At 68.6% G+C, this 13,170-nt stretch carries 12 protein-coding genes and 1 pseudogene; 8 read left to right on the top strand and 5 right to left on the bottom strand.

Annotated features, from left to right (window positions below; genetic code table 11):
- Nucleotides 1-75 precede the first annotated feature (75 nt).
- The 4 genes from ABZU72_RS19570 (at nt 76) to ABZU72_RS19555 (ending at nt 3,362) form a co-directional block, all read left to right on the top strand.
- Complete coding sequence (locus tag ABZU72_RS19570) at nt 76-771, top strand: SDR family oxidoreductase (RefSeq protein ID WP_355020494.1); 696 nt, start codon at nt 76-78, stop codon at nt 769-771.
- A gap of 20 nt (nt 772-791) precedes the next feature.
- Nucleotides 792-1,583, top strand: coding sequence for a thioesterase family protein (locus tag ABZU72_RS19565; RefSeq protein WP_355020493.1), 792 nt, complete (start codon nt 792-794; stop codon nt 1,581-1,583).
- A gap of 72 nt (nt 1,584-1,655) precedes the next feature.
- Entirely contained in the window at nt 1,656-2,822 is a 1,167-nt protein-coding gene (locus tag ABZU72_RS19560; protein WP_355020492.1) for an acetyl-CoA C-acyltransferase, read from the top strand.
- Nucleotides 2,823-2,828: 6 nt separating this feature from the next.
- A complete protein-coding gene (locus ABZU72_RS19555; RefSeq protein ID WP_355020491.1) occupies nt 2,829-3,362 on the top strand; it encodes a PaaI family thioesterase in 534 nt (177 codons plus the stop codon).
- 19 nt (nt 3,363-3,381) lie between these two features.
- On the opposite strand, the gene ABZU72_RS19550 is transcribed toward ABZU72_RS19555, so the two are convergent.
- The gene (locus ABZU72_RS19550; protein ID WP_355020490.1) at nt 3,382-3,936 is read right to left on the bottom strand and encodes a hemerythrin domain-containing protein; all 555 of its coding nucleotides are present in this window, start codon (nt 3,934-3,936) and stop codon (nt 3,382-3,384) included.
- Between the two features lie 68 nt (nt 3,937-4,004).
- A complete protein-coding gene (locus ABZU72_RS19545) occupies nt 4,005-4,403 on the bottom strand; it encodes a DUF5709 domain-containing protein (protein WP_355020489.1) in 399 nt (132 codons plus the stop codon).
- On the opposite strand from ABZU72_RS19545, the gene ABZU72_RS19540 reads away from it, so the two are divergent.
- Both ABZU72_RS19540 and ABZU72_RS19535 read left to right on the top strand, forming a co-directional pair.
- Nucleotides 4,402-4,653: a hypothetical protein gene (locus tag ABZU72_RS19540; RefSeq protein ID WP_355020488.1), complete on the top strand. Its 252-nt coding sequence runs from the start codon at nt 4,402-4,404 to the stop codon at nt 4,651-4,653. The genes ABZU72_RS19545 and ABZU72_RS19540 overlap by 2 nt on opposite strands.
- A 120-nt stretch (nt 4,654-4,773) precedes the next feature.
- Complete coding sequence (locus ABZU72_RS19535) at nt 4,774-6,273, top strand: MFS transporter (RefSeq protein WP_355020487.1); 1,500 nt, start codon at nt 4,774-4,776, stop codon at nt 6,271-6,273.
- 29 nt (nt 6,274-6,302) lie between these two features.
- On the opposite strand, the gene ABZU72_RS19530 is transcribed toward ABZU72_RS19535, so the two are convergent.
- Nucleotides 6,303-6,938 (bottom strand): isochorismatase family protein, encoded by a 636-nt coding sequence (locus ABZU72_RS19530; protein WP_355020486.1) that lies wholly within the window; start codon nt 6,936-6,938, stop codon nt 6,303-6,305.
- Nucleotides 6,939-7,047: 109 nt separating this feature from the next.
- Here ABZU72_RS19530 and ABZU72_RS19525 point away from each other — a divergent pair.
- A pseudogene (locus ABZU72_RS19525) lies at nt 7,048-7,920 on the top strand (helix-turn-helix domain-containing protein); the annotation flags it as partial.
- Nucleotides 7,921-7,967: 47 nt separating this feature from the next.
- Here ABZU72_RS19525 and ABZU72_RS19520 read toward each other — a convergent pair.
- Complete coding sequence (locus ABZU72_RS19520) at nt 7,968-10,292, bottom strand: FdhF/YdeP family oxidoreductase (RefSeq protein WP_355020485.1); 2,325 nt, start codon at nt 10,290-10,292, stop codon at nt 7,968-7,970.
- 26 nt (nt 10,293-10,318) lie between these two features.
- The gene (locus ABZU72_RS19515) at nt 10,319-12,121 is read right to left on the bottom strand and encodes a BCCT family transporter (RefSeq protein ID WP_355020484.1); all 1,803 of its coding nucleotides are present in this window, start codon (nt 12,119-12,121) and stop codon (nt 10,319-10,321) included.
- Between the two features lie 340 nt (nt 12,122-12,461).
- On the opposite strand from ABZU72_RS19515, the gene ABZU72_RS19510 reads away from it, so the two are divergent.
- Entirely contained in the window at nt 12,462-13,136 is a 675-nt protein-coding gene (locus ABZU72_RS19510; RefSeq protein ID WP_355020483.1) for a GntR family transcriptional regulator, read from the top strand.
- Nucleotides 13,137-13,170: the final 34 nt, after the last annotated feature.

Raw genomic sequence — 13,170 nt, 5'->3', positions numbered from 1 at the left:
CCAAACCAACCCGAGTACGTTGGAAAAACCAACTCATCACGGAGCGGCGCCCGCGCCCTCGAACAGGAGAACAACATGCCCACTCTCGCGAACGCGGTCGTCCTGGTGACCGGAGCGAACGGCGGACTCGGCACCCACTTCGTCAACCAGGCGATCGAGCGCGGCGCCGCCAAGGTGTACGCCGCGGCCCGCAAGCCCCGCGAGTGGAACGACCCGCGCATCGTGCCGCTGAGGCTCGACGTGACCGACCACGACTCGGTCGCCGAGGCGGCTGCGGCGGCCGGAGACGTCACGATCGTCATCAACAACGCCGGCGGCTCCAACGGCGCCAGCGTGACCGGTGACCTGAGCGCCGCGCGGGACCTGTTCGAGACCAACTTCTGGGGAGCGCTCGACGTCACGACCACCTTCCTGCCGTCGCTGCGCGCGAGCAAGGGAGTCGTACTCAACGTGCTCTCGGTCCTGAGCTGGTACGGCATCGGCGACGCCTACAGCGCCACCAAGGCCGCGCTGTGGTCGGCGACCAACACCCAGCGCCTCGCACTGGCGGGCGACGGCGTCCACGTCGCCTCGCTCCACCTCGGCTACACCGACACCCCGATGACGGTCGGCATCACAGACCCGAAGAACGATCCGGCCGATGTGGTCCGCAGCGCCTACGACGGCCTCGAGGCGGACGCGTACGAGATCATCGCCGACCAGATCAGCGCCGACGTCAAGGCCGGCCTCGCCCAGCCGATCGAGGCGCTCTACCCGCAGCTGGCCCGCTGATCCACGCACAGGAGACGCTGATGACCCTCGAGTTCGACGCCTTCTACCTGCCGACCGACGAGGACGGAACGTTCGAGTCGACCCCGGCGACGGCCAGCCCATGGGACCACTCGCTGCAGCATGGCGGTCCTCCCGCTGCCCTGCTGGCCCGGGCGATCGAGTCCGTACGCTCCGACCCGGCCCTGTCCATCGCTCGCTTCACGGCCGACATGCTCGGCGGCATTCCTCAGGGAACCATGCGCGTCGAGGCGAGCGTGGTCCGGCCGGGCCGTCGGGTCGAGCTCATCGAGGCCTCGCTGTGGGCCGGCGACCGGCTCGCGGTCAAGGCGAGCGCCTGGCTGATCCGGGCCACGCCCGGGTCGACCCGCGATCACTGGCGTGAGGAGAAGGTTCCAGCCATCCCGGCGGCCTCCTCCGAGCGCTTCTTCGACGGGGTCAGGCCCGATTGGGGCTACGGCCGCGCCATCGACTGGCGGTTCATCAGCGGGGGTTACGAACCCGGTCCGGCGACAGTGTGGGCGCGCCTGCGCGTCCCGCTGGTCGCTGGTGAGCAGGCCTCCCCCGTGCAGCGTCTTCTCACCCTGGCCGATTCCACCAACGGCCTGTCCGGCTCCCTGCCGATGAGCTCGTGGTACTTCATCCCGCCGACCGTGACCGTCACCATCGAGCGACCGCCCACGAGCGAGTGGATGCTGCTCGACGCCCGCAGCACCATCGGCCCGGACGGTATCGGCCTGGCCCAGGGCGACATGGCCGACGAGCACGGCACCTTCGCCAAGGTCGCGCAACCGCTGATGGTCGCGCCCCGCTGAGCCACGCCCCAGCACGTTCGCTGTTCCGACCCGACTCGCACACCACCACTTGAACGAGAAAGAGGACCAACCATGCCGAACGCCTTCATCGTCGACGCCGTCCGTACGCCCGTAGCCAAGGGCAAGCCCGGCGGCGCCTACTCCGAGATCCACGCCGTCGACCTCCATGCGCACACGCTCGCCGCGCTCGTCGAACGCACCGGCATCGACCCGGCCGTCGTCGACGACGTGATCAGCGGCGCGGTCGGACAGGTCGGCGAGCAGTCGGGCAACACCGCCCGCTGGGCCCTGCTCGGCGCCGGGTTCCCGGAGTCGGTCCCCGGCGTCACGGTCGACCGGCAGTGCGGCAGCTCGCAGCAGGCGCTCCACTTCGCCGCACAGGGCGTGATCGCCGGCGCGTACGACGTGGCCATCGCCTCCGGCGTGGAGTCGATGAGCCGCGTCCCGATGGGGTCGCAGTTCGCGGGCAAAGACTTCTACGGCAGCAAGGTGAACGCCCGCTACGACGGTGGTCTGGTACTCCAGGGCATCTCGGCCGAGCTGATCGCCAACAAGTGGGACCTCTCCCGCACAGAGCTGGACGAGTTCGCGGCAGAGTCGCACCAGCGGGCCGCGGCGGCGTGGAAGGACGGACATTTCGACTCGCAGGTCACCTACGTGAACGACCTGCGCGTCGACGAGACGATCCGGCCCTCCTCCACGGCCGGGTCGCTCGCGGGTCTTCGACTCGCCTTCAAGGACGAGGACTCCGTGGCCAGGTTCCCCGACATCGACTGGCGAGTCACGGCCGGCAACAGCTCCCCCATCAACGACGGCTCCGCCGCGCTCCTGGTCGCATCCGAGGAGGCCGCCGCACGCCTCGGCCTGACCCCGAGGGCGCGGGTCCACTCCTTCGCGGTCGCCGGTGACGACCCGATCTTCATGCTCACCGGCATCATCCCCGCGACCCAGAAGGTGCTGGCCCGCGCCGGACTCTCCATCGACGACATCGACGCCTTCGAGGTCAACGAGGCATTCGCCTCCGTCGTGCTCGCCTGGCAGAAGGAGACCGGTGCCGACCTCGCCAAGGTCAACATCAACGGCGGCGCCATCGCCATCGGGCACCCGCTGGGCGGGTCCGGCGCCCGGCTGATGACCACGTTGCTGAACAACCTCGAGCAGACCGGCGGCCGCTACGGACTGCAGGTCATGTGCGAGGCCGGCGGTCTGGCGAACGCCACGATCATCGAACGGATCTGAGCCTCCATGACCCAGGACACGACCCAGAACACGACCTCCGAGCAGTCCCGAGCGGTGCGCGAACGCACCTACTCATGGGCCGACCCACAGGTCTTCGCCACCGCCGCCCGGGAGCTCGACGGGCTCGACTTCTTCAAGCAGCTGGGAGACAGCGAGCTCCCACCGCCCCCGATCAACGCGACCCTCGGCATGGCCCTGGTCGAGGTCAGCGACGGCCGGGCCGTCTTCGAGCTCACGCCCGAGGAATGGCACTACAACCCGATCGGCACCGTGCACGGCGGCATCCTGGCGACCCTCGCCGACTCGGCTCTCGGGTGCGCGGTCCACACCAAGCTGAAGGCGGGCACCGGCTACACCTCGCTCGACCTGACCATCAAGTTCACCCGCGCGGCCACGCTCGACAGCGGCACCCTCACCTGCGAGGGCCGCGTCGTGACGATCGGACGCCGCGCCGCGACAGCCGAAGCCGAGATCACCGACAAGACAGGCCGCGTCATCGGTCACGCGATCGCGACCTGCCTGATCATGGCGGGGAGCTGACGGCTTCGGCGGTTGCGGGTCAGCTGTCGGCGTGCTGATCGAGCGTACGCCGCAGGTCCTCCTTGCCCTTGTCCCCGACGGGGATGTCGGCGTTGGCGGCCTGGCGGCGTAGCTCGTCACGGGTGATGTCCTGGGGCATGTCGCCGAGGTGCTCCTGCCGGCTCTTCAGGAAGGCCTTGCCCAGCTCGGCGCGACGGGCGTCGTCGAGACGGTCGCGAATGCCCGGCAGCACGGTGCTCTCCTCCTCCTCGACGTGATGGGAGACCGCCTCGACCACCTCCGCCAGCTTGTCGCCGTACTCCGCCGAGTAGGGGTCACACTCGCTGAGCTCGGCGAGGAGGCGGTCCGCCAGCAGGTGCTCCTCCTGGCTGTGCGCGACGTCCTCGGCCTCACCCGCCTCGTCCCGGGCGGCCGGGTAGACCTCGGCCTCCTCGGCGCGGCTGTGGGCAGCCAGGAGCGTCACCAAGATCGGGGTCAGCCCGGCTCGTACGTCCGGTTCTCGCTGAAGCTTCTCGAACAGGCTCTCCACCTCACGGTGGTCCTGCATGATCAGGTCGGTCACGTCTTCGGACACGGCAGCTCTCCTCTGCACTGAAAGGGATCCGGCCCCTCACCGGTACCCCCGAAGGCGCAGACTCAGCCTCAGTCGGGAGGATCGTCGACGATGTGCACGGCCGCTTCCTCAGCGGAGGCGCCGGCACCGTCGATGCCTTCGTCGTGTCCGATGAGCTTTCCCTCGTCGTCCTCACGCACGCCCTCGTCCGGACTGGTGAGCCGACCGGCGCGTGCCTCGCCCACCTCGCCGGTCACCGGGCCGTCCAAGATGTCTGCGTCAGCCTCCGCCTCGGCCTCCTCCCAGACCTCCGGCTCCTCCTGAGCACGCCGTTCGTCGATGGTCTCCCCCTCGATCTCCTCCCGCGGCGTCACACCCTTCGCGGTGACACCCCGCGGCCGCTCGGGCGGCGAATAGCCCTCGTCCAGGACATCGTCGACACCGCGGTCGTCGAGGGTGTCCTCCGGCTGAAGCTGCTCTTCACTCATGACTCGACCGGTAACCCCCGACGCGACCTCGCATGCTCCGCGAGTCGATTGGTTCGAGTCCTCGCCACCCCGGTCATGGCACGCGTCGATCCCGCCCAGGGATGACCACGAGGTTCGTACGTCAGGCAGGGCCGCCTTCGCCGCTGTCGGCGGCGAGCAGGTCGACGTCGACGTCCTGGTTCATCTCGGTCATCTGCTCGCGGTACCCGACCCAGGCGAGGACAAGCCGCCCGCCGAGTCAGGTCTGTGAGCGGGGCGGGTCGGGATCATCCCTCCTGGGGGAGGACACGGCCCACCGAGGCGGCCACCGTGGTTCCTGTGGTTGACGCATGGCGTCCCGCAGTCGTCCTGACGAAGGTGAGGGGTTCCGATGAGCAGCACCGAGGTGGCTAACCGAGCAGGTGGCGTCCTCGTCGTCACCTGTCTGTCGACTCTGGTGGTCAACGCCAACACGTCGGCGGTGAGCATCCTGCTCCCCGCCATCAGCGCAGATACCGGCATGGATGTCACCACGCTGCAATGGGCCGTCACGGGCTACTCGCTGGTGGGTGCCGCGACCATCGTGACCTCCGGCTCGCTCGGCGACGTGTTCGGCAGGAAGCGCATCTTCCAGCTCGGCCTGCTGCTGTTCATCGCTTCGTGCGTACTGATCGCCATCTCCGACTCGGGTGCAGCCGTCATCGCCGGGCGGTGCATCCAGGGCGCATCCGGAGCGACGATCCTGGCCTGTGGCCTCAGCCTGCTGACGGTCGGCACACCTGAAGAAGGCAAGCTGCGGGCGGTCTCGCTCTGGGGCGCGGCGGCAGGCGTGGGTGCTGCGGCCGGGCCGCTGCTCGGCGGTGTCCTGGTCGAGCTGACGAGCTGGCAGGGACTGTTCTGGCTCGACGCCGGCGTCGCGGCGGTGTGCATGGCGATGACCGCACGCATGGTGACCGAGTCCCGCGACGAGGACCGGCCGCGTTCGATCGACGTCGCTGGCAGCGTGCTGGTCGCGGCCACCCTCACCCCGATCATCCTGGCGCTCAGTGAGGGCAGTGACTGGGGGTGGACGTCGTTGGCCACGCTCGGGTGCCTGGCAGTGGCCGTGGTGTCGGGATTCGCCTTCGTCGCGGTGGAGAAGCGGGTCGCCGTCCCCATGCTCGACCTGGCCCTGCTTCGCAACAGGGTCCTGGTCGCGTCCACGATCGCCATCCTCATCGGCGCCGGCACCATCAACGCGCTGATGTACCTGGTGAGCCTCTACTTCCAAGACCCGAGCACGCTCGGGCTCAGCTCGCTGCAAGCAGGCCTGGCGACCCTTCCGGCCACCGTCGGCCTCGTCGCGGTCGCTCCCCTGGTGCCACGTGTTGCGGCGCGGTTCGGCGGTCGCCCAGTGGTCGGAGCCGGCTTTGCGATCACGGCGATCGGCTTCGGCTGGATCGGCTTCGTCGAGGGCTCGTGGGGGTACGGCGCGTTCGTGCTGCCGCTCGTCGCGGCGGCGGTCGGGATGGGTCTGTCCAACGGGCCCGCGACGTCGGCCTCGACGGCGTGCGTCTCGGCAGCCCAGGTCGGGGCGGCCTCGGGTGTCTCCAACATGGCACGCTACGTCGGCGCGGCCGTGGCCACTGCCCTGGCTGCGACGATCTATGGCAACGTCATCGCCAGCCAGACCGCTGAGGGCCAGTCCAGTGCCGATGCCCTGTCCTCCGGCCTTGGCGCCGCGTCCTGGGTGATGGCGGTGTTCAGTCTCGTCGGCGTCGCGATGGCCGTAATCATGGGGCGCCACCGGGTCGCAAAGGGCACCTTGGCCGACGCGGGCGCTGCGGCCGCGGCACACACGCACACCCTGCCGACTTCGGCCACGCCCACGTCAGCCAAGAGGACACCGTGACTCCGCGACGGCACGTCCCCCGCGAGCCCTCAGCCGGCGAAGGCGGCGCGGCCCTGCAGTGCGGAGGTGCCGAGGTCGCTCTTGGCGAGCGGCTTCTGGGCAGTGACCGCATCCGTCCAGGCCGCGGTGGTGGCGACCGCGGCGAAGTTGGAGTGCAGCAGGACGAGCAGGGTCTGGTGGAGCTGGTCGGCCGAGACCTTGCCGGCCTCGTTGGCCAGGTGGATGGCGCCGCTCGCATCGGAGAGGATCTCGGCGGCCAGGCCGAGCTCCTCGGCACTCACCGCCGTGGCGATGTCGCAATTGTTGGTCATGAAGCCGACGATGGTGATGGTGTCGACGCCCTGCTCGGCCAACCACGCGGCGACGTCGGTGCCCGCGAAGACGCTGCTCCTGTCCTTGGTCACGCGCTTCCACGCGGGCTTGACGCGCCGCTCGATCTCGGGGTGCAGGGTCCAGCTGTGGCTTTCGACAGCGAAGACCGGAGAGCCCTCGGGCAGCTCGTGCCGGACGACGACCACGGGAAGGTCCTCGCGATCGGCGACGTCGAGCGCGGCCAGGATGTTGGCGAGCGCCTGCTCCCGGTCCGGGGACTGGATCTGCAGGATCCCGTCGAAGTACTCCTGCTGGACGTCGACGACGATCAGGGCGCGGCGGGGCGTGGTCATGACTGGATTCCTCTGCTCGGGGTGGTGTTGGCGTTCCCCTTCACTCTGGCCGATGCGAGGCGCTACCGTGAGTGGCACAAATGACGACTTACGATGAGATCGGGCCAGGATGCGCATCGCCGTACACGCCTTCGACGGCATCACCATGTTCCACCTCTCCGCACCCTTGATGGTCTTCGGCGAGGTCGGCCGCCTGGGCCTGGCCGACGGCTGGGACCCGGTGGTGTGGACCGAGGACGGGCACGGCGTACGAACGGCCGAGGGACTTCGAATCGACGACGTCGCCGGCCCCGATGTCGTCGAGGACGCGGATCTCGTGGTGCTGCCGTCGTGGCCGAGCGACCTCCGGCCGGCCGGCGCCGCCCTGACCGGCAGGATCCGCGCCGCGCAGGCACGGGGCAGTCGCGTCGCGGGCCTGTGCCTGGGCGCGTTCCCCGTCGTCGACAGCGGGGTGCTCGACGGAAGAGATGCCGTCACCCACTGGGGCGCGGTCGACGAGCTCGCCCGCCGGCGGCCGGCCGTCACCGTCATTCCGGCAGCGCTCTACCGCGACCACGGCGACGTACTCACCTCAGCCGGCACGGCATCGGCCATCGACGCCTGCCTGTCGATCGTACGCAGCCACCTCGGCTCCACCGCGGCGGCCACCGTGGCCCGCCACCTCGTGGTCGCGCCCCACCGCGAGGGCGACCAGGCCCAGTACGTCGACCGTCCGATGCCCGAGTCAGGAGGTGTGGGCGACCTCGGACCGACGATCGACTGGGCACTCGCCCACCTCGACGAACGACTCCACGTCGACGACCTGGCAGCCCACGCCCGGATGAGCCGGCGCAACTTCACCCGCTGCTTCGCGGAGGTCACCGGCACCACGCCGGCGCGCTGGGTCCTGACCCGTCGCCTCGACGAAGCGCGCCGTCTCCTCGAGACCACGACCTGGCCCATCACCCGCATCGCCGAGGCGTGCGGGTTCAGCAGCGCCGTGACATTCCGGCAGAACTTCGCCGCGGCGTTCGCGACGACGCCCACCTCCTACCGTAGGCGGTTCGCCCCCTCCGCCGATCCGGCGATCTCCAAGCGCACCACGACGCCCTTCGAGGTCGGGGTGTTGCTGCCCTCGGCGACGCTGTCGAGCGGCACGAGCACGTTGGTCTCCGGATAGTACGCAGCCGCCGAACCCCGGCTCGCCGGATAGGCGACCAGAGTGAATCCCGGGGCGCGGCGCTCGACACCGTCCTCCCAGACTCCGACGATGTCGACGCGGTCACCGTCAGCCAGACCCAGCTCGGCGATGTCGGCCGGGTTGACCATCACGATGCGGCGGGCGTTGTGGATGCCGCGGTAACGGTCGTCCATGGCGTACGGGATGGTGTTCCACTGATCGTGCGAGCGCAGCGTCTGCAGGATCAGATGGCCCGGCGGGGCCTGCAACCACGTCAGATCGTTGCGGGTGAAGACGGCCTTGCCGCTCGGCGTGCGATAGACACCGGAGTTGACCGGGTTCGGGAGAACGAACCCGGTCGGATCCTTGATCCGCTCGTTGAAGTCCTCGAACCCCGGCACCACTCGTGCGATCCGATCGCGGATCCGGCCGTAGTCCGCCTCGAAGTCCGCCCAGCGGATGCCGTACCGGCCGCCGATCGTGGCGTGTGCCAGGCGCGAGATGATCGCGACCTCGCTGAGGAGATGCTCCGAGGCGGGCTGGAGCTTGCCGCGGGTGGCGTGCACGGAGCTCATCGAGTCCTCGACGGTGACGAACTGCTCACCACTCGACTGGACGTCGATGTCGCTGCGGCCCAGCGTGGGCAGGATCAGCGCGGTCTCCCCGACCACCGTGTGCGAGCGGTTCAGCTTGGTGGAGACCTGGACCGTCAAGCGGCAGTTCCTCAACGCGGCCTCGGCGACGTCGCTGTCCGAGATCGCCCGGACGAAGTTGCCGGCGACGCCGACGAAGACCTTCGCCTTCCCGTCCCGCATCGCCCGGACGCCGTCCACCGAGTCGTACCCGTGCCTGCGCGGTGGGTCGAACCTGAACTCGGCACCCAGTGCGTCGAGGAAGGAGCCGGGCATCTTCTCCCAGATCCCCATCGTCCGGTCGCCCTGCACGTTGGAGTGACCGCGGACCGGGCAGACCCCGGCCCCGGGCTTGCCGATGTTGCCCCGCAGCATGAGGAAGTTGACCACCTCGCGGATCGTCGGCACGCCGTGCTTGTGCTGGGTCAGCCCCATCGCCCAGCAGACGATGACCGAACGACTGGCCAGCACCTGCTCGTGGACCGCCTCGATCTCCTCGCGGGTCAGGCCGGTCGCCTCGAGCGCAGCCTCCCAGGTGATCGTGCGGGCGTGCTCGGCGAAGGCGTAGAACCCGGTCGTGTACTCCGCGATGTACTCCCAGTCCAGCACTCCGCCACCCTCGGCCCGGTCCGTCTCGAGCAGGCGACGGTTGAGCATCTGGAACAGCGCAAGGTCGCCGCCGGGGCGGATCTGCAGGAACTGATCCGCGATCTGGGTGCCCCGGCCCACCACTCCGCGGGCCTTCTGCGGGTTCTTGAACCGCATCAGTCCCGCCTCGGGAAGGGTGTTGACCGCGATCACCTTGCCGCCCCGCTGTTTGGTCTCCTCCAGCGCAGAGAGCATCCGCGGATGGTTCGTGCCCGGGTTCTGGCCGACCACGAACACCAGGTCCGCGTTGTAGATGTCGTCGAGCTGGACGCTGCCCTTGCCGATCCCCAGCGTCTCGCTGAGCGCCGAACCGCTCGACTCATGACACATGTTCGAGCAGTCAGGCAGGTTGTTGGTGCCGTACGCGCGGGCGAAGAGCTGGAGCAGGAACGCGGCCTCGTTGTTGAGCCTGCCCGAGACGTAGAACATCGCCTCGTCGGGAGAGTCCAGGCCGTTGAGCTCCTGAGCGATGGTGTGGAACGCGTCCTCCCAGGTGATCGGCTCATAGTGCGTCGCACCTGGCCGCTTGACCATCGGCTCCGTCAGCCGGCCCTGCTGGTTGAGCCAGTAGTCCGACTTCCCGTCCAGCTCCGAGACCGGGTGACGCGCGAAGAACTCGCGCGTCACCCGGCGCGACGTCGCCTCGTCGGCGATGTGCTTCGCACCGTTCTCGCAGTACTCGTTCCGGTGCCGGTGACCCGGCTCGGGCCACGCACACCCCGGGCAGTCCATCCCGTCGGCCTGGTTGAGGTTCAACAGTGTCAACGCCGTACGCCGCACCGATGTCTGCGTCAGCGAATACTCGATCGCCTTCCGCACCGCCGGCATGCCGGCGGCCCAGGTCTTCGGCTCGGTGACACTGAGTGCCTCCACCGGCTCTTCCACGGAGTACGCGCCGTCCGCGTCTCGCTTCACCACACCCGTTCCCTTCGCGACTCGAGCTAGCTGGCCGACCTGGGCAGCTCGGCCTCCTCGTCATCGGCCGATTCGTCAGCCAATTCATCGGCCGATTCGTCGGCAGGCGCATCGGGATCACGGGAGACCCGGATGACGAAGTCGTCACCGTGCTCCGAGACCCCGTAGACAACGGCCTGCTCGACGGCTTTGGAGGCGTACTGGGCACGCACCACGAGTGGGTCCTCTCGAAGGTCCTTCACCAGCGATACGCACAGCCCGACCATGACGACGACGAACGGGACCGCCGCGACGATGGTGATGGTCTGCAGTCCGCTCAACGCGTCGGAACCGCCGACCAGCAGCATCACGGCAGCGACCGCGCCCGTGGCGACACCCCAGAAGATCACCGTTGGCCTGCTCGGTTCGATGGATCCGCGCTCGGAGAGCGTGGCCATGACGATCGATGCGGCGTCCGCTCCCGAGATGAAGAAGAGGGCGACCAGGATCATGACCACGACGCTTGCCACCGTCGCGAACGGGAACGACTCCAGGGTCGTGAACAGCTGGGTCTCGACGCCGCCCGCGCCGGCGATGTCCACGCCACCCAACTGCAGGTCGAGAGCCGCCCCGCCGAAGATCGCGAACCACGCCAGGCTGACCAGCGACGGGACGAGGAGCACGCCCGTCACGAACTGGCGAATGGTGCGGCCCCGCGAGATCCGCGCGATGAACATCCCGACGAACGGCGTCCACGAGAGCCACCAGGCCCAGTAGAAGACCGTCCAGCCCGACAACCAAGTGGCGGTCGCAGACCCTTCGGCCGAGGTTCGCGCCGACATCATCGCAACCTCTTGGAAGTAGCTTCCGACGGTTGTCGGGACCAGGCTGAGAATGAACACGGTCGGACCGGCGACGAAGACGAACAGGGCCAGTCCGACGGCGAGCACCATGTTGATGTTCGAGAGCCACTGGATACCCTTGGCGACGCCGGAGACCGCGGAGAAGACGAACCCGACCGTGAGCACGGCGATGATCGCGACCAGGATCCCGTTGCCCGTCGTGCCGAGCCCGCCGACGATCTCCAGGCCGCTGCGGATCTGGAGGGCGCCGAGGCCCAGCGACGCGGCCGACCCGAAGAGGGTCGCGAAGATCGCGAGCATGTCGATGACCTTGCCGCCGGCGCCATGGGCGTGACGCCCGAGAATGGGCTCGAACACCGAGCTGATGAGCAGACCGCGGCCCTTGCGGAAGACGCTGTAGGCGATCGCCAGCCCCACCAGGGCATAGATCGCCCAGGGGTGGATTCCCCAATGGAAGAGGGTGGTGGCCATGGCCGTCTGGATCTTCTCGGACTGACCATCGCCGACAGCGCCCGGCGGAGGTGCGACGAAGTGGCTGACCGGCTCGCTGACGCCGTAGAAGATCAGGCCGATCCCCATTCCGGCGCTGAACATCATCGTGATCCACGAGACCGTACGGAACTCGGGTTCCTCGCCGTCCCTGCCGAGCGGGATGTTCCCGAACTTGCCGAAGGCGAGCCACAGTACGAAGCCGACGAAGGTCGATGCCGCGGTGACGAAGAGCCAGCCCAGGTTGGCCATCACCCAGGACAACGACTTCCCTGAGACCGAGGCCAGCGACTCCGTGCTGACGAAACCCCAGACCAGGAAGCCGATCGCGATGACCGCGGTCACCCCGAAGACGACGCGATCGAGGCCACCGGCATCCTTGGCGGGCTCCTCAGGAGGACAGTCGAGGGCCGGATGGGTCGGGCTTCCGTTCTGGCCGACGGATCTGTGGCGCGGCGCTACCGGGGAAAGGTCTCCGCGACGTGCAGAGGATCTCATGACGCACTCCGATCAAGAGCTCTTGGGATGAGCAGCATCTGTCGGTGCCAGAGAGGCTCCGGGCGGCGGCACGACAGTGGGGCGCTACGCGGTCAGACGCTGATATACTAGTTACCTTATCCGTGATGCATCACACTAGGCAAGGGTCGATCTCGACGACGACCTCGAGCTCCACCGGGGCATCCAGAGGCAGAGCCGAGACCCGGTCGGAGCTCGGCACCGGGGGCGGGATCACCGCGGCACGCCGTTGCGATGTAACTGATGTATCAGACTAAGATGGTAAAAGCGGCAGAAGATCTGACGCCACGGAGCCGGAGCCGACAAGTGGGGCAAGAACTCAATGACAGTTGACGAGATTCTGGCGGCAACGGCGAATCCCCCCGCCACCTCGCTCGCCGATCAGGCCTACCGCTACATCCGCGAGCGCCTGGTGATGCTCGACATCCGCCCGGGGGCGCCGATCAACGACGGCCAGATCGCAGAAGCGATCGGCATGGGGCGTACTCCTGTCCGGGAAGCGATCAAGCGGCTCGAGGCCGACCATCTGGTCCACTCCTTTCCGCGCCGCGGCACCTTCGCCACGACCATCGACGCGACCGAGCTCAGCGCGATCGCCGAGATCCGGCGCCAGCTCGCCCCGTACGCCGCGCGCGCGGCCGCGGAACGCGCGACGACACAGCAACGTGAGCAGATGCGCGACCTCGCGGCCCAGATCGGCAAGGGCAAGCTGGGCGACGGAGATCGCGCGTCCCTGATGCGCGTCGACAAGGCAGCGCACGGCCTGATCTACCAGTCGAGCGGCAATGCCCACCTCGAGGACATCCTGATCAGGTACGACAACCTCGCCATCAGGATCTGGTGGATGGTGATCGATCGCCTGCCCGACCTGGCCCACCACGTCCTCGAGCAGGCACAGCTCCTCAACGCGGTCGCAGACGGTGATGCCGACCGCGCCGAGAAGCTCACCCTCGAGCACATCGGCAGCTTCGAGCGCGAGATCCGCCAGGTTCTCTGACGCCTCAGCAGGATTGATTGCTTCGGGCTCCGCT

Origin of the sequence: Nocardioides sp. NPDC004968, from assembly GCF_040608935.1 — a bacterium.
Taxonomy (GTDB): Bacteria; Actinomycetota; Actinomycetes; order Propionibacteriales; family Nocardioidaceae; genus Nocardioides.
The sequence above is the reverse complement of the archived record's forward strand: the minus strand, read 5'-3'. Positions and strand labels throughout refer to the sequence as shown.